21 protein-coding genes and 1 tRNA gene are annotated in these 19,941 nt (G+C 55.9%); 10 read left to right on the top strand and 12 right to left on the bottom strand.

Features of this window, described 5'->3' with window-relative positions; genetic code table 11:
• Positions 1-132 precede the first annotated feature (132 nt).
• From K5Q35_RS04065 to K5Q35_RS04055, 3 genes are all read left to right on the top strand, one after another.
• A complete protein-coding gene (locus K5Q35_RS04065) occupies positions 133-747 on the top strand; it encodes an NTP transferase domain-containing protein (protein ID WP_013961780.1) in 615 nt (204 codons plus the stop codon).
• 271 nt (positions 748-1,018) lie between these two features.
• On the top strand, positions 1,019-3,745 hold the full coding sequence (locus K5Q35_RS04060) for an EAL domain-containing protein (RefSeq protein WP_220798531.1): 2,727 nt from the start codon (positions 1,019-1,021) through the stop codon (positions 3,743-3,745).
• 298 nt (positions 3,746-4,043) lie between these two features.
• Positions 4,044-4,949, top strand: coding sequence for a glutaminase (locus tag K5Q35_RS04055; protein ID WP_220798530.1), 906 nt, complete (start codon positions 4,044-4,046; stop codon positions 4,947-4,949).
• A gap of 160 nt (positions 4,950-5,109) precedes the next feature.
• Here the strand turns inward: K5Q35_RS04055 and K5Q35_RS04050 are convergent.
• From K5Q35_RS04050 to K5Q35_RS04005, 10 genes are all read right to left on the bottom strand, one after another.
• Positions 5,110-5,186, bottom strand: a tRNA-Arg gene (locus K5Q35_RS04050).
• A 196-nt stretch (positions 5,187-5,382) separates the two neighbouring features.
• The gene (locus tag K5Q35_RS04045) at positions 5,383-6,603 is read right to left on the bottom strand and encodes a cysteine desulfurase (RefSeq protein WP_220798529.1); all 1,221 of its coding nucleotides are present in this window, start codon (positions 6,601-6,603) and stop codon (positions 5,383-5,385) included.
• Positions 6,596-7,189: a YIP1 family protein gene (locus K5Q35_RS04040; protein WP_259650446.1), complete on the bottom strand. Its 594-nt coding sequence runs from the start codon at positions 7,187-7,189 to the stop codon at positions 6,596-6,598. The genes K5Q35_RS04045 and K5Q35_RS04040 overlap by 8 nt, the downstream gene beginning before the upstream one ends.
• On the bottom strand, positions 7,189-7,674 hold the full coding sequence (locus tag K5Q35_RS04035) for a YIP1 family protein (protein ID WP_220798527.1): 486 nt from the start codon (positions 7,672-7,674) through the stop codon (positions 7,189-7,191). The genes K5Q35_RS04040 and K5Q35_RS04035 overlap by 1 nt, the downstream gene beginning before the upstream one ends.
• The gene (gene sufD, locus K5Q35_RS04030) at positions 7,674-8,954 is read right to left on the bottom strand and encodes a Fe-S cluster assembly protein SufD (RefSeq protein WP_220798526.1); all 1,281 of its coding nucleotides are present in this window, start codon (positions 8,952-8,954) and stop codon (positions 7,674-7,676) included. Before sufD ends, K5Q35_RS04035 begins: the two co-directional genes overlap by 1 nt.
• Positions 8,954-9,709 (bottom strand): Fe-S cluster assembly ATPase SufC, encoded by a 756-nt coding sequence (gene sufC / locus K5Q35_RS04025; RefSeq protein ID WP_013961773.1) that lies wholly within the window; start codon positions 9,707-9,709, stop codon positions 8,954-8,956. Before sufC ends, sufD begins: the two co-directional genes overlap by 1 nt.
• 71 nt (positions 9,710-9,780) lie before the next feature.
• Complete coding sequence (locus K5Q35_RS04020) at positions 9,781-10,095, bottom strand: heavy metal-binding domain-containing protein (RefSeq protein ID WP_220798525.1); 315 nt, start codon at positions 10,093-10,095, stop codon at positions 9,781-9,783.
• 358 nt (positions 10,096-10,453) lie between these two features.
• Complete coding sequence (gene sufB, locus K5Q35_RS04015; protein ID WP_013961770.1) at positions 10,454-11,992, bottom strand: Fe-S cluster assembly protein SufB; 1,539 nt, start codon at positions 11,990-11,992, stop codon at positions 10,454-10,456.
• Between the two features lie 15 nt (positions 11,993-12,007).
• Positions 12,008-13,051, bottom strand: a complete 1,044-nt coding sequence (locus K5Q35_RS04010) for a cysteine desulfurase family protein (RefSeq protein WP_220798524.1) — start codon at positions 13,049-13,051, stop codon at positions 12,008-12,010.
• Positions 13,052-13,082: 31 nt separating this feature from the next.
• Complete coding sequence (locus K5Q35_RS04005; RefSeq protein ID WP_013961768.1) at positions 13,083-13,556, bottom strand: Rrf2 family transcriptional regulator; 474 nt, start codon at positions 13,554-13,556, stop codon at positions 13,083-13,085.
• A gap of 178 nt (positions 13,557-13,734) precedes the next feature.
• On the opposite strand from K5Q35_RS04005, the gene K5Q35_RS04000 reads away from it, so the two are divergent.
• The 4 genes from K5Q35_RS04000 to K5Q35_RS03985 all read left to right on the top strand — a co-directional run bounded on the left by K5Q35_RS04000 (position 13,735) and on the right by K5Q35_RS03985 (position 16,533).
• Positions 13,735-14,388: an alpha/beta hydrolase gene (locus K5Q35_RS04000; RefSeq protein ID WP_013961767.1), complete on the top strand. Its 654-nt coding sequence runs from the start codon at positions 13,735-13,737 to the stop codon at positions 14,386-14,388.
• A gap of 3 nt (positions 14,389-14,391) precedes the next feature.
• Complete coding sequence (locus tag K5Q35_RS03995) at positions 14,392-14,634, top strand: hypothetical protein (protein WP_013961766.1); 243 nt, start codon at positions 14,392-14,394, stop codon at positions 14,632-14,634.
• A complete protein-coding gene (locus tag K5Q35_RS03990; protein WP_013961765.1) occupies positions 14,627-15,214 on the top strand; it encodes an HD family hydrolase in 588 nt (195 codons plus the stop codon). Before K5Q35_RS03995 ends, K5Q35_RS03990 begins: the two co-directional genes overlap by 8 nt.
• A gap of 104 nt (positions 15,215-15,318) precedes the next feature.
• Positions 15,319-16,533: an NADP-dependent isocitrate dehydrogenase gene (locus K5Q35_RS03985; RefSeq protein ID WP_220798523.1), complete on the top strand. Its 1,215-nt coding sequence runs from the start codon at positions 15,319-15,321 to the stop codon at positions 16,531-16,533.
• A 25-nt stretch (positions 16,534-16,558) separates the two neighbouring features.
• On the opposite strand, the gene K5Q35_RS03980 is transcribed toward K5Q35_RS03985, so the two are convergent.
• Complete coding sequence (locus K5Q35_RS03980) at positions 16,559-16,765, bottom strand: DUF6356 family protein (RefSeq protein WP_013961763.1); 207 nt, start codon at positions 16,763-16,765, stop codon at positions 16,559-16,561.
• A 116-nt stretch (positions 16,766-16,881) separates the two neighbouring features.
• Between K5Q35_RS03980 and K5Q35_RS03975 the strand changes: the two genes are divergently transcribed.
• The 3 genes from K5Q35_RS03975 (at position 16,882) to typA (ending at position 19,621) form a co-directional block, all read left to right on the top strand.
• Entirely contained in the window at positions 16,882-17,337 is a 456-nt protein-coding gene (locus tag K5Q35_RS03975) for an Lrp/AsnC family transcriptional regulator (protein WP_013961762.1), read from the top strand.
• A gap of 19 nt (positions 17,338-17,356) precedes the next feature.
• The gene (locus tag K5Q35_RS03970) at positions 17,357-17,692 is read left to right on the top strand and encodes a multidrug efflux SMR transporter (protein WP_013961761.1); all 336 of its coding nucleotides are present in this window, start codon (positions 17,357-17,359) and stop codon (positions 17,690-17,692) included.
• Between the two features lie 111 nt (positions 17,693-17,803).
• Positions 17,804-19,621: a translational GTPase TypA gene (gene typA, locus K5Q35_RS03965; protein ID WP_220798522.1), complete on the top strand. Its 1,818-nt coding sequence runs from the start codon at positions 17,804-17,806 to the stop codon at positions 19,619-19,621.
• 32 nt (positions 19,622-19,653) lie between these two features.
• On the opposite strand, the gene K5Q35_RS03960 is transcribed toward typA, so the two are convergent.
• On the bottom strand, positions 19,654-19,941 hold the full coding sequence (locus K5Q35_RS03960) for a DUF1330 domain-containing protein (protein WP_220798521.1): 288 nt from the start codon (positions 19,939-19,941) through the stop codon (positions 19,654-19,656).

The raw sequence follows: 19,941 nt of genomic DNA, 5'->3' as shown, positions 1-19,941 counted from the left end.
GCACGCTTCTTTCCTGTCCGTTTAACACGAATTCAACCTTACTGTTCTTTCGTTTTCGCTGGCCACACCAGCCATTTATGCGTCCAATCCTGCAATCTGTAACAGTGTGGTTAAGTGGTTTATACTGAACGGATGAATTCCAAAGCCTCATCCTCTGTACCCATCATCCTTCTCGCCGCGGGCGCATCCAGCCGGATGCGGGGACGCGATAAATTACTGGAGGATATTGACGGCGTCCCACTGTTGCGGCGACAAGCCGCGCGGGCAGTAGACGCAACGCTTGGACCTGTTATCGTGACGCTTCCCCCGAAGCCAAACCCGCGTTGGGAGGTTTTGGCGGAGCTCAATGTGACACGCATCGCGGTTCCCGATGCCGCGCTCGGGATGAGCGTGAGCCTGCGGCGCGGGCTTGCACAGGTCTCTGAAAACGCTGATGCGGTGATGGTGTTGCTGGCGGATTTACCGGAACTGACGACAGACGACCTGATCACTGTGCTGGGTCGTGTAACAAGCGCAAGCGATGCTCTCATCTGGCGTGGAACGACATCCGATGGCGCCCCCGGCCACCCGATTGTCTTTTCCAGATCGTTGTTTGCGGAACTGGCATCTATTACCGGTGATACCGGTGGCGCGACGGTTGTTGCGCGTCATCTGGACCAGACAGCATTCATCCGCCTTCCCGGCATTCGCGCACGGTTGGATCTCGACACTCCCGAAGACTGGGCGGCGTGGCGCGCACCCGGATAAGGCCACCGGGCATGTCGACGTTTTTGAGACGGTGGGACCCCCCCTATTGAGCGGCCAAAATGCATATTTTCGCAAACTCGGCGTCATTGAATCACCAGTGTATCCGACATCTGGCCGGGGTCTCGCTGTTGCGACGCCGTGCATCTTCGAGGCCGGAAAAGAGCACGCCCGGGCGCGTCCCTGTCGCCGCTCCTTCAAAAAATATTAAGAGGAATCAATGTAAATAACCGACTTGGGCCAGGAGGCGGCAATCATATGCAGCAAACGTGCAATGTCTGATATCAGTGAGCTGTGGATAATCCTGTGCGCCCTCATCGTTCTCGATCTTCAATGCGGATTTCTTTGCCTTGAGGCTGGTACAGTTCGCGCCAAAAACGCAGGGAACGTTGCACTAAAGAACATCAGTGACATTTGCTGTGTTGCGACGGTTTATTGGCTGGTTGGCTTTGGCATCATGTTTGGCGCCAGTGCCGGAGGTCTGTTTGGTACCACGGGTTTCTTTCTTCCGCTTGACAATTCATCGGGTGAAACCGCGGCACTGTTCTTTTTCCAACTTGCCTTTGCGGCAACGGCGGCAACCATTGTTTCCGGCGCTGTTGCAGAACGGGAACGCTATGTCGGCTATGTTATTTACTCTCTCTTTCTAGGGGCTTTGGTCTATCCGGTTGTTGGCCACTGGGTCTGGAGTGGCGCAATCCTTTCTGAAACGCAGGGCTGGTTGCAACAGACCGGTTTTCACGACTTTGCCGGCGGAACGGTCGTCCACAGCGTCGGCGGTTGGGCGGCACTCGTCGCAATCTGCATCGTCGGCCCCCGGCTGGGCCGTTTTACGCATGTGCGCCGACGCTTTGAGGGCAGCTCAACTGCAATGAAAGCCCTTGGTGCCGTCTTTTTGTGGATTGGATGGGGCGCATTCAATGGCGGCAGCGCCCTGTTCTTTGGTGAGGCTGTCGGGCCGATTATCGCCAGAACCACGATTGGCGCAGCTGGCGGCGGTGTTGCCGCAATCGTCATATCTCTCCTGATATACAGATATCCGCGCGTGGACATCATCATTAACGGTATTCTGGCGGGGCTGGTCGCCGGGACAGCAGGCATTGATGTCTATGACGCCACAGATGCATTTCTGGTCGGCGCAATCGGCAGCGTCGTGATGGTCATGGCGTTTGAGGTTCTTGAGGCATTTAAGATCGACGATGTGGTTGCTGCGGTCCCGGTGCATCTGGCTGCGGGTATTTGGGGAACGATGGCGGTCGCCTTGTTCGGGGACATGACTGTCCTGCCTGCCACCTCTCGCTTCGAGCAACTCGGCATTCAGGTCTGGGGCATTGCTTCCGTTGGCTTATGGGTCACCGGCACGCTCATTCCGGTTGCGCTTGTGCTTAAAAACATCGGTTTGTTTCGCGCCGCCAAACGGGACGAAGTTCGCGGCCTGAACCTTGCCGAAAACCACGAGCACAACGCCCTCTCAGAGGTCATTCAACAAATCAGAAGCCATCACAGGAAAGGCGAAATCGGCACACGGTTGATGATCGAACGGTCCAATGAAAACAGTGCTTTAGCCATCAGTTTTAACGGGGTTCTCGATAAAATCGAAGGCGAAATCAGCACCCAGCTCCAACGGCTGAATGAAGAACGCGAGATGCGAGTTCTTGCCGAAAACTCATTTTCCGCACTTCGTAAGGTTCAGGAAGAAAGCGCTTGGGCCGCACGTCATGACGCACTGACAGCTTTGGGGAACAGAGTGTTGTTGGAGGAAGTTTCAAATTCAAGCAATGCACTGCAAAACGGCGGCATTCTTTATGTTGCGATTGACCTTGACCGTTTCAAGGATGTGAACGACAGCTTCGGTCATGAAGCCGGTGACCGGGTGCTGGTCACCATCGCAGATCGATTACGCGCCAGACTGCGGCGTGGTCAGGATTTTGCCTTCCGGATCGGCGGTGATGAATTCATTGCGCTCGTCGATTTTGACGGGGATGAGGGACAGGCCCAGCACTATTGCGATGATCTCGTCGATGCGCTCTGCGTGCCGACAAACTTCGGCCCTACCCAGCTGAAGACCGGCGCTTCGATTGGTTTCGCGATCGCGAACCGGGACGAACAGGGAGTGGAAACACGAAGACGCGCTGATCTTGCGCTATATGAAGCCAAGGCGCACGGGCGCAATCGCGCCGTCGCCTATGCATCGACAATGGGCGCATTGCAAGACGAACGTCTGGAAATGCTCAATGATTTCAAACTGGCCTTTGAGCGTGCTGAAATATCAATACAGCTTCAACCGCAGGTCTGCGCTCAATCGCGCGACGTGCTCGGATGTGAAGTGCTGGCCCGTTGGGAGCATCCGAAGCGTGGTCGTTTATCGCCGGACGTATTCCTGCCCTTGGCCGAAGAGCTCGGCCTTACCGCACGGCTCGATGCAAGGATATTCACGCTGGCAATGGATGCATGGGCGGATATGACAGCGGCTGGTATTGATATGCCGGGTATTTCGATAAATGTATCGGTCCAGCGATTGGCGGACCCTGCGCTCCTCGCCGATATCAAGGAACACCTTCCATTCCCCGGAACGCTCACCATCGAGATATTGGAGACCGCCTTCATCGAAGACGGCAGCGAAGACGTGCAGGATCGCATCTGGGAGTTAAAAAGCCACGGTGTGAATGTTGAGGTTGACGATTTTGGCACAGGGAACGCCAGCATCGCCGGTGTTCTGGAGCTTAGACCTGACAGGTTGAAAATCGACCGTGTATTTGTCCCCGGCATAGACCAGAACCGCGAGCGCGGAAATCTGGTTAAAGGCATGATCGATATGGCTCACAGTGTCGGCACTGAAGTCACCGTCGAAGGCGTCGAAACTGAGGCCGAAGCTGCTGCATTGGTAGCCGCTGGCGCGGACGCATTGCAAGGATATCTGTTCGGCCGCCCGATGCACTTGCGTGACTTTATTACGTGGATGGAAAAGCGGGGAACCTCACCGCAAAAACTGTCTGGATAATCTGGTTTCACCAAGCACATCAAAAACGGCTTTGTGAAGGAGCTGGATTTCGCGGCATCCAAGCCGCTTTTTGCGTTTCACCAGTGTAAAACATTCCGGACCTAAACTCATTCAAAAGCGCGGTTGAGAGCGGCGCGCGCTAGACTGTCAGAGCGCACCAGAGCGGAAAACGGTAGAAGCGATAGCCGCAATCGTAAACGCTGGGATTGTGCCTCCATACCGCCATAAAGGAAGTGAATTCCGGCTGGGCAGTCCACTTTTCTACAGATCGGCAGCAGTGTTTTCACGATGGGAGGTAATGTTGGAAGAAATCATCAAGTCCATTGCGACAGACGTCTTTCAACAAAACGACTGGGGAGAACCAGCTCAGTATATCCCGGAGCTTGCCGCAGTTGATCCTCAGCAATTTGCAATCAGCGTATGTTTGGCCGACGGCAAAGTGATCAGCGCCGGATCGGCGACCAAACCTTTCTCTATTCAGAGCATTTCAAAGGTCTTTGCCCTTGTCGCAGCACTTGGACGGGTTGGTAATCAACTATGGAGCCGCGTTGGACGGGAACCGTCAGGCACTTCTTTCGATTCCGTGGTCCTGCTGGAAAGGGAAAATGGCCGTCCCCGAAACCCTTTCATCAATGCAGGTGCTATCGTCACGACAGATGCGCTGCTTTGCGGAAGGCAACCCAAACTGGCGCTGGCCGAAATACTTGGGCTTGTCAGACAAATGTCGGGCTCTGACAGCATTTACATAAATGACGCCGTAGCTGCGTCCGAACAGAAAACAGGTTCACGTAACAAAGCGCTTGCCTATTATCTGAAGTCCCATGAGAACCTATCGAATGAGCCTGACCTGACCCTCGGAACTTATTTTCATCAATGCGCGATTGAGATGACAACCGAGCAATTGGCGATGGCCGGTCGCTCGTTAGCAGGCCTTGAAGGCGCTCCAAAAGTAATATCGCAAAAACATGTCAGGCGGGTGAATGCATTGATGATGACCTGTGGGCATTACAACGGCTCCGGTGACTTTGCCTTCCGGGTCGGACTGCCGGGGAAAAGTGGGGTCGGCGGAGGTCTCTTGATCATAGCGCCCAATGTGGCGTCCGTCGCCATCTGGTCGCCGGGCCTGAACCTTTACGGCAATTCCTACGCTGGCACGCGCGCCGCGGAAATGCTCTCAAGAGCGACCAACTGGTCGGTGTTTTAATCGTACGACAAAGCTGCCGTTGAGACGTGATCAGGGCAGAACGGATCCGACCGCTTATCAATGACGTGATATGTTTTCGGGATGCATCCGCGAAAAATTTTTACAGATGGAGTATCAAAAATTACCGTCTTGTGCCTGCTTTAAACAGAGACGAGAAATATGGCGGTCCCAGCAGGATTCGAACCTGCGACCTCACGCTTCGGAGGCGTGCACTCTATCCAGCTGAGCTATGGGACCGCATTTTGCACATTACTGTGCGGGTATCTTTGCGGGTTTATCTGCGCAAGTCCTTTTTGTATCTCTTTGCAGCCTGTCTAACTTCTTTCTCACCGCCTTCGTCGGGCAGCGCCGCACATGATCAAGTCAAGCTGCATGCAACGCTCGTATAAACCGCGCTCATCAGTCCTGCAATTGCAAAATCACCGCGAACAGATCAAGCAAACAGATCATGCGCCAATTCCAACGCATCAACGAAAACGTCTACCTCCTGCTTGGTATTGTACAGCCCGAAGGATGCCCGGCAAGTCGCAGACAGGCCCATGTGCTGCATCAGCGGACCAACGCAGTGTTGCCCTGCCCGCACGGCGACGCCTTTTTTGTCCAGAATGGTTGAGACGTCATGCGCATGCGCGGCCCCTTCCAAAGTGAAGCTGAAGATCGCCGCTTTGTCCGGGGTCGTGCCCTGCACCTGCAACCAGTTCAATCCGGCGAGACGTTCGACGGTGTAATCCCGCAAGGTATCCTCGTAGGCTGCGATATTATCCATGCCGAGGTTCATCATATATTCCAGCGCGACGCCAAAACCGATTGTCTGAACGATACCGGGCGTGCCAGCCTCAAACATCAGGGGCGGGTCGTTGTAAATCACCGCCTCCTTGCTGACCTCTTTGATCATATCACCACCACCGATGAAGGGGCGCATTTCCTTCATCCGCTCCGATTTCACAAAGATGGCGCCGGACCCCGATGGCCCGTAGAGTTTATGGCCTGTGATCGCATAAAAATCACAATCAAGATCCTGCAGATCCACCGGTTGGTGCACCGCCGCCTGCGATCCATCCACCAGCACAGGAACGCCGCGGGCATGCGCCTCAGCCGTGATGGTTTTTACATCAACTTTAGTTCCTAATACATTGGAAAGATGCGATATTGCGATCAATTTTGTCTTTGGTCCTATGGCATCAATCACGGCTTGGGGGTCCAATGCGCCGTTGCTGCCTACATCGACCCATTTTAAAACTACGCCCTGCCGTTCGCGCAAAAAATGCCAGGGTACGATATTGGCGTGATGTTCCATCACCGACAGGACGATCTCATCACCTGCCTGCAGACGCGGCATGGCCCAGCCATAGGCAACCATATTGATGCCTTCGGTCGTGCCCGAGTTCAGGATGATTTCCTCTTCCGATTTCGCATTGAGGAATCTGGCAATTACACCGCGCACGCTTTCATAATTGTCCGTGGCCAGATTGGACAAATAATGCAGCCCGCGATGCACATTCGCATATTCATTCGCATATGTGTTGCTGATGGCATCTATCACCACCTGCGGTTTCTGGGCCGATGCCCCATTGTCCAGATAGACCAGCGGCTTGCCATTGACTTCACGACCAAGGATCGGGAAATCTTTGCGAATTTCAGTCACATCATACATTCATAGGTACTCCAACGGCGGATACACCGATCATGGATAGCAAAAAGGTCAGGACAGCCATCAAGGCAACTGCCCCAAGAAACAACACAGCAACCGCGCGCATCAGTGAATTGAGCCGCAAGGCTGCATTTATGAAATGAACAAACACCCACAGCGTCGCAACACCGATGAACAGAACCAGAAAACTCGCCAATACAGGCGCCAGGATCAACCCGATCAGAACGGCCACCTGCGCGACCGCACGCAAGGCCTGCAGCCACAGCAACAGGATCATCAAATCCTCGATGCGGCCCTCGCCGCCCAGCATGCGACCCGTCCAATAAATGGCATAGACGGTGGCGATAAACCCGCCCGCAGCAATCGCGCAATACATGAACGGATTGCCGACAATGCCGTTCAGGGGCGGCGGCACGGGGATGATCATATTCGACAGCGTCGACAGGATGGTCACAATGACACTGATCAGCGCGATCGCGGTCCATAAGGCTTCGCGCGGCACATTCCACGCCAGCACGATTTGCGCGGCAGCTTTAGGGTCCCGCACTGTCAGTAAAGCCAGATCAGGGAAACTCATAGGTTTGGTCATCATTCTTGTCCACGCTCCGCTGCAATCAACCCGCCTAACCAGAACCAGCAAAAGAACGCAAACCACAAAAAGCCGACAGCCTGTAATTCAATTCCCGGGCCTACAAACCCTGCGACCAGCCCATTCAGAAGCATCAGAGGCGATGCAGCAAGCAATGCCCAAAAGAGCGCCAGCCGTGCCCCGTAATGGGTGCCCTGCCCTCTGAACAGTTTTGCCACAAGATGCGTCACCGCCGCCAGACAATAAAGAACCAATGGCGCGATAAGCACCCAGGCCATCAGGGTCGCGCCCATCAGCATGTTGAGGTCTTCACCGCTCAGGTGCGCTTCACGAGCAAGGCGCGGCATTTGGGCAATGAAAACGATAATGCACCCGGACATGAGATAGGCCAACGCCCGGTCTTCGCGTTGGCCAAGCGCCAAAAGCCCGGTCACAACACGACCGGGCCCCCGATAGGTAGCGGAGATATTGCGGGTAACCGCCATTACTTACGATGACGCTCCAGCCAGCCTGCGAGACGATCAACGATCTCAGCACGCAGTGTTTCATCTTCGATCTCATCCACCGCTTCGGCAAGAAACGCGAGTGTCAGAAGGTCGGTCGCTGGCCCATGAGGGATCCCGCGCGAGCGCAGATAAAACAACGCCGTTTCATCAATCGCACCGGATGTAGACCCGTGCGAACAGGCGACATCATCGGCGTATATCTCAAGCTCCGGCTTGGCGAGGAACTGGCTGTCCTCATCCAGCAGCAGCGACTGGCTGATCTGATAGCCATCCGTTTTCTGCGCACCCTGTTTGACCAGAATCTTGCCCTGAAACACACCCGTCGCTCCGTTGCGCAGCACCTTCTTGAAAACCTGACGGCTCTCGCAGTTCACAGCGTCATGGGTGATGAATACGGTGTCATCGTGGTGAAAATCACCATCCCCAACGCAAGCGCCCGCCACATGGGCCACCGCATCATCGCCCTTGAGTTCAATGATACATTCGTTCCGCGTCATGACCCCGTTGGCAGTGAGCGTGAAAGATTTGAACACGCTTTCCTGTCCAAGGCGCGTGAAGATATGGGTCGCCGCCCGGCGCTCATGATCCCGCCCTTGCGCCCGCACATGGTGAAAGACACCCTGATCGGCAACGTCGACTTCCATCACTTTATTAAAACGCGCCGCCGCCGGACCACTTTCAAGGATCGTGACTTCCGCACCGGTGTCCACCCGGATCACATGGTGCAGAATGGCATCAGAGGTTTCTGACCGGTGGTGGTATTGCAGGTTGATCGGCTTTGAAACCTTGCCTGTGACGTGGATCAGCACGCCGTCCGTTGCAAACGCCGTGTTCAACGCCGCCAACGGTCTGTGCACAGGTGTCTGACCATTCGTTTCGAGCACGCCGTAAAGGTCACGCGCCCAGTGAATATCGGTGTTTGCTTCCGCAAGCCGCTCGATCGTGAGGCCTTCAAGTGTCAGATCATCAGATGCATCCGCATCAAAGACGCCATCCACGAAGACGATCTTTATGCGGTCGACCTCGCCAAATAACGGGCTCTCGTCATTGTGAAACAAGGCTGCAGGGATCGCGCCGGGCTGCGTCAACGAATCCGGTCGCGTGTAGCGCCAGTATTCGTCCTTGCGTTCCGGAAGCCCCATCGCAATGACCCGCGACAGCGCATCTTTGCGCGCCGTCTGCGACCATCCACCCGTCGGCATGTCGAGAGACGCAAGCCGTGCCTCTGTTGTGCTGGTTTTCAGTGCTACGTCGGCCATTACGCCACCTCTGCCAGAATGTCGGCATAGCCGTTATGTTCGACTTCAAGCGCCAGTTCAGGGCCACCGCTTTTTACGATACGTCCGTCGGACATAATGTGCACATAGTCCGGTTTGATATGGTCCAGCAGCCGCTGGTAGTGCGTGATCACGAGAAAGCCGCGCCCCTCGTTGCGCAGCGCGTTGACGCCCTCAGCCACAAGTTTCATCGCATCCACGTCCAGACCGGAATCGGTTTCGTCCAAGATGCACATCTTGGGCTCCAACATCGCCATCTGCAGGATTTCATTGCGCTTTTTCTCACCACCCGAAAAGCCGACATTGACAGGCCGCTTGAGCATGTCCGCGTCGATCTTCAATTCCTTGGCACGCGCGCGCACCACCTTGAGGAATTCGGCGGCTGACATTTCCTCTTCGCCGCGCGCCTTGCGTTGTGCGTTTACCGCTGTGCGCAGGAACGTCATGTTGCCGACACCGGGGATTTCCACGGGGTATTGGAATGCCAGAAACAGGCCAGCTGCCGCGCGCTCTTCGGGGTCCATGTCGAGGACGTCTTCGCCCTCCAGTTCTGCGGATCCAGCGGTGACCTCATAGCCGTCCTTGCCCGAGAGCACATAGGACAAGGTGGATTTGCCCGACCCGTTGGGACCCATGATGGCATGCACTTTGCCTGCTTCAATCTCAAGATCGACGCCTTTGAGGATTTCCTTGTCTTCTTCTTCCAGTTTGACCTGCAGGTTTTTGATGCTCAGCATTTTTCTTCCCTTATATCTAATCGCACAGAGGCGTTTTATTTCAGTGCCTTGCGGCGCGTTCTTTAAGTCGGTTACGTTATGGTCACGGCCGTGCCCGATACAGAGACCATCAGCATGCTATCCCCGATTACCTCATAGTCGAGATCAATGCCCACGACGGCATTGGCCCCAAGTGCCGCGGCGCGTTCCTCAATTTCGGCCATGGCTTCGGTGCGCGCGTCCTGAAGCTTGCCCTCATAGGCACCGGAGCGACCGCCGATCACATCCGTCACAGAGGCAAAGAAATCCCGCACGATATTCGCACCCATGATCGCCTCGCCGACAACGATGCCCTTATAGGCGGTGATCGTGTGACCTTCGACAGTGTTGGTAGTTGTGAGGATCATTCGTCTTTGTTCCACCTGTCGAAGTCGCCTCGCGCCCTCGCTTCAGCAATCTGCTTGTCCTTTCGAGCGGTGTCATTTCGCCTTGCTGCTTCAGCACGCTTCGCTCGCCGGGCGCTCTGAACCGAGGCGACAAACGTCATCGTTGTGAAGGCGAGCACCAATGGCAGAAACAAGCAAACGACAGTTTTCGCAAAAAGCGGCATCCACGAAACGTCGTTTGCGCCGAAAAAAACCATGAGTCCGACAGCAGACAAAAAGCCTACGAGTAGCGCCTCCCGACCTCCATCGTTTGCGCGCGGCGTTCGCAGATCATTCAACGTTGCATGCGTATCAATTTCGTTCCCAGCCATTTTTTGAACTAGCCCACCGACCCTTCGAGCGAAATCGCCACAAGTTGCTGCGCTTCCATGGCGAATTCCATCGGCAGGGCTTGCAGCACGTCCTTGCAGAAGCCGTTCACCACCAACGCCACGGCCTCTTCTTCATCCATTCCGCGCGAGCGGCAATAGAACAGCTGATCGTCATCCACTTTGGAGGTCGTCGCCTCGTGCTCCACCCGTGACGAGTTATTCTTGACCTCGATGTAGGGCACCGTATGTGCGCCACAGTTCCCGCCGATCAGCAGGCTGTCACATTGGGTATAGTTGCGCGATTCCTTGGCTTTGGGGTGCATCGATACCAGTCCACGATATGTGTTCTGCGCCTTGCCCGCCGAAATCCCCTTGGACACGATCCGCGATTTGGTGCGTTTGCCCAGATGGATCATCTTGGTGCCGGTATCGGCCTGCTGCATGTTGTTGGCGATGGCGATGGAGTAGAATTCACCCTGTGAATCATCCCCGCGCAGAATGCAGGACGGGTATTTCCACGTCACGGCGGATCCGGTCTCCACCTGCGTCCACATCACCTTGGCCCGGTCGCCCCGGCAATCGGCACGTTTGGTCACGAAGTTATAGATGCCGCCCACGCCATTTTCATCACCGGGATACCAGTTTTGCACGGTGGAGTATTTCACCTCGGCGTCTTCTTCGATGATGATCTCAACCACGGCGGCGTGCAGTTGTGCGATGTCACGTTGCGGCGCAGTGCAACCTTCAAGGTAGGACACGTAAGAGCCCTTATCCGCGATGATCAACGTGCGCTCAAACTGCCCGGTGTTTTCAGCGTTGATGCGGAAATATGTCGACAGTTCCATCGGGCAGCGCACGCCGGGTGGCACATAAACGAACGACCCATCCGAAAAGACCGCAGAATTCAACGTCGCATAGTAGTTGTCAGACACCGGCACGACCGAGCCAAGATACTTCTTCACCAGTTCTGGGTGATCCTTGATCGCTTCGGAGATTGAGCAGAAGATCACGCCCGCCTTCATCAACTCGTCGCGGAACGTCGTTCCGAGGGACACAGAATCAAACACAGCATCCACAGCAACCTTGCGCGGCTCATCGCCCAGTTCTTCGGCGCCTTCGACACCGGCGAGGATCATCTGTTCCTTCAGCGGAATGCCGAGTTTCTTGTAAGTTTCCAATAGCTTGGGGTCGACCTCATCCAACGACTTCGGCTTGACCTCCATCGACTTGGGACGCGCATAGTAATATTGATCCTGAAAATCAATTTCAGGGTAATCGACCATGGCCCATTTGGGTTCTGTCTTTTGCAGCCAGCGGTCATAGGCGGCCAGACGCCATTCCAGCATCCATTCAGGTTCTTCGTTCTTTTCAGAGATCAGACGCACGATGTCCGGGCTCAGGCCCTTGGGCGCATATTCCATTTCGATGTCTGTGGACCAGCCGTGTTTATACTTGCCGCCCACTTCACGCACGGCGTCAACCGTGTCCTGATCAACGCCTTCTTTGACCTGAGTATCGTCGGTGATCGGCTGGTCTAATGCTGTCATCGTATCCTCCAGTGCTCACGCCGCGCGGGCGCGAAATTTCTTTTCTTTTTCAAGCCAGGTCTGCGCAAACTGCAGGACCTCATTTTTCGTCGTTTCCAAACCCAAAGACACGCGAATGGCGCAGCTTGCGGTTGCTTCATCCAGTCCCATCGCGCGCAGAACACTGCTGGCTTTGACCTTGCCGCTGGAGCAGGCGGAACCTGCGCTTATGGCGAACCCGGCGAGATCCATCTGGATCACCTGAGCCTCGCCTTTCCAGCCCTGCGTGGCAAAACACAACGTGTTGGGCAGACGGTTAACGTCTTTCCCGATAAAAATAGTTGTCTTTGTCTCGGCTGCAAGGGCGTTTTCTAGAATCTTTCTAAGTTCTTTAATTTCTTCCCAACGCCCGGCGTCCAGATCGCGCTTTGCCGCGCGCGCCGCGGCCGCAAAACCAGCGATCCCAATCAGGTTTTCAGTGCCCGACCGGCGGCCCATTTCCTGCCCGCCGCCTTTGATCTGCACGGGTATGTCCTGACCACGGCGCAGCACCAAAGCACCAACGCCCTTGGGACCCCCGAGCTTATGGGCGGAGATCAGCGCCATGCGTGCCCCGCTTGCATTGAAATCGAGCGGCACCTTTCCAAAGGCCTGTGTCATGTCGCTCACGGCGAGGCCTTCGGGTAGGTTCTGCAAAATGCCGGTTTCCGAATTGGCCCGTTGTAAGGCCGAATGCGCCGGATCATGAATCGAGACGCCGCCCTGCGGGTCCACTTGTAACTGCGGCGCACACCACGCGCGCACCGCGTCATGCTCGATATCGCTGGCTTTCAAATCGCGCCCGGCACATGCAAGTGCCGCGGCTTCGGTGGCGCCAGAGGTGAATATGATTTCTGCATCCTGGGCGCACAATGCCTCGGCGATATCGCGACGCGCGCGCTCCATCATGCCTTTTGCCGCGCGCCCTTCAGCATGCACAGAGGATGGATTGCCCACCAAATCCATTGCAGCAAGCATCGCCTCCCGCGCCTCGGGTCGCAGCGGTGATGTCGCATTGTAATCGAGGTAGATACGTCTCACATGTCGGCTTTCTAAAATCGTTGCGCGTGCGTCACGCGTGCTCTGATGGCTCGTCTACGATGTCAAACAGGTTGGGCACAGCCGGACAGGGCGCGAGTTCGTTGGCAATCACATCCGACAACCGCGTTTGATGCAGAAACACATAAACATGTGCACTCAGGCTCTCCCACAAGCGGTTGGTCAAGGACTGCGCCTGACTGCCCGACGCGCCGCCAGAAGCGCCTGCCCCCTTGTGCATCGCGTCAACTGTTTCATCGACAGCGCTAAGAATTTCCACAACCCGAATGTCAGACGGAGATCTTTTTAAACGGTATCCCCCCCCCGGCCCACGCACGGAAGTAACGAGGTCTGCGCGGCGCAGTTTGACAAATAGCTGTTCCAGATAGGCCAGTGAAATTGCCTGACGCGTTGCGATATCGCCAAGCGACACCAGTTTATCTCCCGGCTGCATTGCAATATCTGCAAGTGCCACCATCGCATACCGCCCTTTTGTCGATAGCTTCATCGCAATTCCCCGATATGCGCGTCGCGGTCAATTGATTGACGTGGGACGCGTTAAACCTTAAGGCCATAGTCCGCAGCAGGTCTTGTCATCTGCGATCTAATTAGAACCGTTCTAAGGTCCCCATGCGAACTCGTCAAGAATTCAGGTGGGGCTGGCGACACAATACACAGGGACACTCATGCCTGAGGTCATTTTCCCCGGCCCCGAGGGTCGGCTAGAAGGTCGTTACCACCCCCAAAAAGAGCGCGATGCGCCGATTGCGATTGTCCTGCACCCGCACCCTCAATTTGGCGGCACGATGAACCATATCATTGTGCACCGCATGCATTACGCATTTTATAACATGGGATTCACAGTCCTGCGGTTCAATTTCCGCGGTGTCGGCCGCAGTCAGGGCGAATATGATCAGGGGATCGGTGAATTATCCGACGCCGCCTCCGCGCTGGATTATCTACAGTCGATGAACAACAATTCCAAACACTGCTGGGTTGCCGGGTTTTCCTTTGGCGCTTGGATCGGGATGCAATTGCTCATGCGTCGTCCCGAGATTACCGGATTTATTTCCGTGGCACCCCCTGCAAACATGTATGACTTTTCGTTTCTTGCCCCCTGCCCGTCCTCCGGCCTTGTGATCAACGGCACGGCAGACCGCGTGGCCCCACCCAGCGATACCGAAGCCCTCGTCAGCAAGCTGCACGAGCAAAAAGGCATCACGATCACCCATGAGCAGGTCGAGGGTGCCGGGCATTTCTTTGAAGAGCCGCATCTTGAAACGCTGATCGACACAACAACGGATTACGTCAAACGTCGGCTGACCGAAACGTCACGGTAAGCCATGGGTATCGTGGAAGATGTCGCCGATGAACTGGCGCTTGAAAGCCTAAAAATCATAAACGCCACGGGCGATGATGCTTTCGTGCAACGGGTTGCAGACACCATTGGCGGCTCTTCGCAAACCATGGAAGAGGCCTATCTGACTGCGGTGCGGGTCAGACGGGCCGAACAGCGCGCCCGCGAGGTTCTGGGCAAGATCAAAGAAGACCTCGCGCGCAGCTTGCCGGCCCCGAAGGATGAGTGATCGGCTGGCAGCACAGATCGCCTTTCTGAGCGAAGCGGACCAGTTGAAATCGGTCATGCGCGCCTCACGGCTGCATGACAATTCCCGCTATGAAAACTCCGCCGAACACTCGTGGCACGTGATGCTCTATGCCTTCGTGCTGGCGGATCAGGCGGGTCCTGACGTGCGCATCGACCGGGTGCTCAAGATGCTGCTGCTGCATGACATCGTAGAAATCGACGCAGGCGACAACCCGATCCACGGGACTGTGGATGCTGCCGCACAAGAGGCGCAGGAACAAATCGCGGCGGATCGCCTGTTCGGCCTGTTGCCAGAGGATCAGGCAAAGGCGTTCCGCGAAATCTGGGATGAATTCGAAGCGGCTGAAACCCCGGATGCAGTTTTTGCCAAATCCATCGACCGGGTACAGCCGCCTATTTCCAACATGGCAAACGGCGGCGGGTCATGGCTTGAATATGGCGTCACCATCGATCAGCTTTCACAGCGTGTGGGCACACCTGTTCAAAAAGGCGCACCGCGTCTTTGGCAGTGGTTGTTTCCGAAACTGGAAGCATTTTTCCAAAAGATGTCCAAGAAATAAACTTTGACGCTTTTTCGGTATACATTTGTATACTTAAATCTATGCAGCCCCCATGAATTGCGCTATGGCCACCGTGACACCCAGCTAAGAAGCAGGAGATTCCGGTGACAAAGATCAAAGTGCAAAACCCCGTTGTGGAACTCGATGGGGATGAAATGACCCGCATTATATGGGATTTCATCAAGCAAAAGCTGATCCTGCCTTATCTTGACGTTGATCTGAAATACTATGATCTGGGCATGGAATCCCGCGATGCCACGGATGATCAGATCACCGTGGATGCGGCCCATGCGATCAAGGAACATGGTGTCGGGGTCAAATGCGCGACGATTACGCCTGATGAAGCTCGCGTCGAAGAGTTCGGCCTGAAACAGATGTGGCGCTCGCCCAATGGCACGATCCGCAACATTCTGGGCGGGGTGATCTTTCGCCAGCCGATCATTTGCCGGAACGTGCCGCGCCTCGTGCCGGGGTGGACGAAACCCATCGTTGTGGGGCGACACGCCTATGGCGATCAGTACCGCGCGACCGATTTCAAATTTCCCGGCAAGGGTAAGCTGACCCTAAAATTTGTCGGAGAAGACGGCACAGAGATTGAGCGTGAGGTCTTTGACGCGCCCGACAGCGGTGTCGTGATGGCGATGTACAACCTCGATAAATCCATCATCGATTTTGCGCGCGCGTCCCTCAACTATGGCCTCAATCTGGGCTGGCCCGTGTATCTGTCCACGAAAAACACCATTCTAAAACAATATGACGGACGGTTTCTCGAACTCTTTGCGCAGGTTTTCGAAGAAGAGTTCAAGGAAAAATTCGAAGCTGCCGGCATCTGGTACGAACACCGTCTGATTGATGACATGGTCGCCTCTGCCATGAAGTGGTCGGGTGGATATGTCTGGGCCTGCAAGAATTATGATGGCGATGTGCAGTCGGACACGGTCGCGCAAGGCTTTGGATCACTGGGGCTGATGGCGTCAGTGCTGATGACACCGGACGGACAGGTCGTCGAATCCGAAGCCGCGCATGGCACCGTCACCCGCCATTATCGCCAGCACCAGAAAGGCGAAGCGACCTCGACCAATTCAATTGCCTCGATCTACGCATGGACAGGCGGGTTAAAGCACCGCGCCAAGCTTGACGACAATGACGCCTTGCTCAATTTCGCCGAAACGCTGGAAAAAGTGGTCGTGGATACAGTCGAAAGCGGGTTTATGACCAAAGACCTCGCGCTGCTGGTGGGGCCAGATCAACGCTGGCTGACAACACAAGGGTTTCTGGAGAAAGTAGAAACGAACCTGAACAAGGCGCTGGCGCGTTGAGCAGCTTCAGCGTCACAGGTCGCTGCTACTGACCCCGGTTATGCGTACGTTCGTAAAGGTTCCTGATGATCGTCGATGCCGTTTTTTCAAACAGGCAGGGAATAAAGGCATGCACTAACGCTGCGCCCCCTGCCGCGAGTAAAAGCCCGGCAAAGCGAAGCGCGAAGGCCATATGCTGCAAAAACGTCTCATCGACTGCGGCGGGATGAGCAAGAAAAATACGCTGGAACATGATGACCTCCGTTGACTGTCAGGCATTTATACCGTGATGCCGTGCAACCAACTTCCCATTTATCTGCGTTATTGGTACGTAGTGCGGGAAATATTCACAAGATATTGGGAATAGTTGTGACATTTGATGACATAGATCGCCGCTTGCTTCACCTTCTTCAACGCGATGCAAGCCTGTCGCTGGAAGCGATCAGCGATTCTGTGAACCTCAGCCGCAACGCGTGCTGGCGGCGGATCAAGGCGCTGGAAAGCGCGGGGGTCATCACGGATCGTGTCGCACTGCTTGATCCGGATAAACTGGGCCTTGGCCTCACGGTTTTCATGTTGATCCGCACCAGCACCCATTCCGAAGCCTGGGTGCATGAATTTCGCGCCGCAACGCGCGATATGCCCGAGGTTTTGGGTGTGTATCGCATGACCGGAGAGCTTGATTACTTGATCCGTGCGCGCGTGGCGGATATGGCGGATTACGACCGATTGTACCAATCACTTATCCGGCGTGTGGCCTTGTCTGACGTGTCTGCCAGCTTCGTGATGGAGCAGATCAAAGACACGCACTGTCTGCCGGTCTAACGCCAGAAGGGCCGCTCTCATGCCGATGCACTACCTCTATCTGATTCTCGCCGTTCTGTTTGAAACGATCGGCACCACGGCTCTTCAGGCCAGTCAGCAGTTCACCCGCACAGGTCCCACCATCGTCGTTGTGATCGCCTATGGGCTGGCCTTCTTCCTGCTGGGCCTGACCCTCAAATTCATGCCCGTCGGCGTCGTCTATGCGATCTGGTCGGGCTTGGGCATCGTCTTTATCGCCTGCATTGGCTTTGTGGTTTTCGGTCAACGACTCGACCTGCCAGCGATCATCGGATTGGGGCTTATTCTGTCGGGAATTCTCGTCATTCACCTGTTGTCAAATACCACGCAGCATTAACTCTGCGCGGTTCCGGGGCGATTATCGCTGGCTTTCTGGCAGGCTGCGCGGTATGCGGCCCCAAAAGCTGCGCCGAGCGGCGCGCATATTCAGTTAAATCGAGGCACTCTCATGGACCTGCGAAACATCGCAATTATTGCTCACGTCGACCACGGCAAAACCACATTGGTGGATGAATTGCTCAAGCAATCGGGCACGTACCGAGAAAACCAGGCGACCACAGAACGGGCGATGGACAGCAATGATCTGGAGCGCGAACGCGGTATCACCATTCTGGCCAAAGCGACATCGGTGGAATGGAAAGGCACGCGCGTCAATATCGTCGACACTCCTGGCCACGCGGATTTCGGCGGTGAGGTTGAGCGTATCCTGTCGATGGTCGACGGTGTGGTGCTGCTGGTCGACGCCGCCGAAGGGCCGATGCCGCAGACGAAATTCGTCACCTCCAAGGCGCTGGCCCTAGGCCTGCGCCCGATTGTCGTGCTGAACAAGGTCGACAAACCAGACGCCGAACCCGACCGCGCGCTGGATGAGTGTTTTGACCTCTTTGCCAACCTAGGTGCGGATGATGACCAGCTGGATTTCCCGGCCATGTATGCCTCAGGGCGTTCTGGCTGGGCAGATGTCGAGTTGGATGGTCCGCGCAAGGACCTTTCAGCGCTGTTTGATTTGATCGTCGAACACGTCCCTGCCCCGGCGCAGCTGGCACAGCGCGACGCGCCGTTCCAGATGCTGGCAACAACACTGGGCGCTGACCCGTTCATTGGCCGCATTTTGACAGGCCGGGTTGAGGCCGGGACCGTCAAAGCGGGCGAAACCGTCAAGGCGCTGAGCCGGGATGGCTCGCAGATCGAATCCTTTCGTGTGACCAAAGTGCTGGCCTTTCGCGGGCTGAACCAGCAACCGATTGATCTGGCTGAAGCGGGCGATATCGTCAGCCTCGCAGGCATGTCCAAGGCAACCGTCGCCGACAGTATCGTCGCCCCGCAGGTCACTGAGGCCCTGCCATCGCAGCCCATCGACCCGCCGACCATCACCGTCACCTTCGGCATCAATGACAGCCCGCTTGCTGGCCGCGATGGCAAAAAGGTCCAGTCGCGCGTCATCCGTGAACGGCTGATGAAAGAAGCTGAAAGCAACGTCGCGATCAAGATTTCGGACACGCCCGGCGGAGAGGCGTTCGAAGTTGCAGGGCGCGGCGAACTGCAAATGGGTGTTCTGATCGAAAACATGCGCCGTGAGGGGTTCGAATTGTCGATTTCACGCCCGCAGGTGCTGTTTCGCGACATAGATGGCGTGCGCCATGAACCCATCGAGGAAGCGACCATCGACGTTGATGATGAATATTCCGGTGCTGTGATCGAAAAAATCACTGGCGCGCGCCGTGGTGAGCTTGTCGAAATGAAACCGGCTGGCGCGGGCAAGACGCGTATCGTGGCGCATGTGCCGTCGCGTGGGCTGATCGGCTATCATGGTGAATTCCTGACCGACACGCGCGGCACCGGTGTTCTGAACCGCGTCTTTCACGGCTGGTCGCCCCATAAGGGACCGATTCCGGGTCGCCGCGCGGGTGTCTTGATTTCTATGGAAAACGGAACGTCGGTGGCGTATGCCCTGTGGAACCTTGAGGAGCGCGGCAGGATGATGATCGGCGCGCAGGCCAACGTCTATACCGGGATGATCATCGGCGAACACAGCCGTGAAAACGACCTCGAAGTGAACCCGCTGAAGGGAAAGAAACTGACCAACGTGCGCGCGTCCGGCACGGATGAGGCCGTTCGATTGACGACGCCTATCACACTCAGTCTGGAAGAGGCAATTGCCTATATCGACGACGATGAGCTGGTCGAGGTGACCCCAACGGCCATTCGGTTACGTAAGCGTTATCTGGACCCGCACGAGCGCAAGCGCATGGCGCGTGCTGGGTAAATCACCTTTTGCGCCCGGCGGTCTGTCGGGCGCTATTCGGTGGTTTCGATGATCATCAGATCCCGTTCAGAAGCATCGCGCGCGTGGCTTAACGCCCGCTGATAGACCTCTGAATTATAACATTTTTCGGCCGATTCCACATCGGGAAACCGCGCAACCACATTGCGGGGGCGGGCCTGACCTTCCAGTTGCACAAACCGACCACCACGGGCGATAAAATGCCCGCCATGCGCAGCGATGGCCTCCGTTGCAAGGGCTGCGTATTTTCCATAGGCGTCCTCATCCGTCACCTTCACATGTGCAATCCAAAGCGCGCCCAT

Origin of the sequence: Roseobacter sp. OBYS 0001 (genome assembly GCF_019654895.1) — a bacterium.
GTDB classification, from domain to species: domain Bacteria; phylum Pseudomonadota; class Alphaproteobacteria; order Rhodobacterales; family Rhodobacteraceae; genus Roseobacter; species Roseobacter litoralis.
This window is presented reverse-complemented; position numbering and strand designations above follow the sequence as displayed.

Coding starts and splice junctions, on each gene's coding strand:
- K5Q35_RS04065 (WP_013961780.1), top strand. CDS start 133: ATGAATTCCAAAGCCTCATCCTCTGTACCCATCATCCTTCTCGCCGCG.
- K5Q35_RS04060 (WP_220798531.1), top strand. CDS start 1,019: ATGTCTGATATCAGTGAGCTGTGGATAATCCTGTGCGCCCTCATCGTT.
- K5Q35_RS04055 (WP_220798530.1), top strand. CDS start 4,044: ATGTTGGAAGAAATCATCAAGTCCATTGCGACAGACGTCTTTCAACAA.
- K5Q35_RS04045 (WP_220798529.1), bottom strand. CDS start 6,603: ATGTATGATGTGACTGAAATTCGCAAAGATTTCCCGATCCTTGGTCGT.
- K5Q35_RS04040 (WP_259650446.1), bottom strand. CDS start 7,189: ATGACCAAACCTATGAGTTTCCCTGATCTGGCTTTACTGACAGTGCGG.
- K5Q35_RS04035 (WP_220798527.1), bottom strand. CDS start 7,674: ATGGCGGTTACCCGCAATATCTCCGCTACCTATCGGGGGCCCGGTCGT.
- sufD (WP_220798526.1), bottom strand. CDS start 8,954: ATGGCCGACGTAGCACTGAAAACCAGCACAACAGAGGCACGGCTTGCG.
- sufC (WP_013961773.1), bottom strand. CDS start 9,709: ATGCTGAGCATCAAAAACCTGCAGGTCAAACTGGAAGAAGAAGACAAG.
- K5Q35_RS04020 (WP_220798525.1), bottom strand. CDS start 10,095: ATGATCCTCACAACTACCAACACTGTCGAAGGTCACACGATCACCGCC.
- sufB (WP_013961770.1), bottom strand. CDS start 11,992: ATGACAGCATTAGACCAGCCGATCACCGACGATACTCAGGTCAAAGAA.
- K5Q35_RS04005 (WP_013961768.1), bottom strand. CDS start 13,556: ATGAAGCTATCGACAAAAGGGCGGTATGCGATGGTGGCACTTGCAGAT.
- K5Q35_RS04000 (WP_013961767.1), top strand. CDS start 13,735: ATGCCTGAGGTCATTTTCCCCGGCCCCGAGGGTCGGCTAGAAGGTCGT.
- K5Q35_RS03995 (WP_013961766.1), top strand. CDS start 14,392: ATGGGTATCGTGGAAGATGTCGCCGATGAACTGGCGCTTGAAAGCCTA.
- K5Q35_RS03990 (WP_013961765.1), top strand. CDS start 14,627: ATGAGTGATCGGCTGGCAGCACAGATCGCCTTTCTGAGCGAAGCGGAC.
- K5Q35_RS03980 (WP_013961763.1), bottom strand. CDS start 16,765: ATGTTCCAGCGTATTTTTCTTGCTCATCCCGCCGCAGTCGATGAGACG.
- K5Q35_RS03970 (WP_013961761.1), top strand. CDS start 17,357: ATGCCGATGCACTACCTCTATCTGATTCTCGCCGTTCTGTTTGAAACG.
- typA (WP_220798522.1), top strand. CDS start 17,804: ATGGACCTGCGAAACATCGCAATTATTGCTCACGTCGACCACGGCAAA.
- K5Q35_RS03960 (WP_220798521.1), bottom strand. CDS start 19,941: ATGGGCGCGCTTTGGATTGCACATGTGAAGGTGACGGATGAGGACGCC.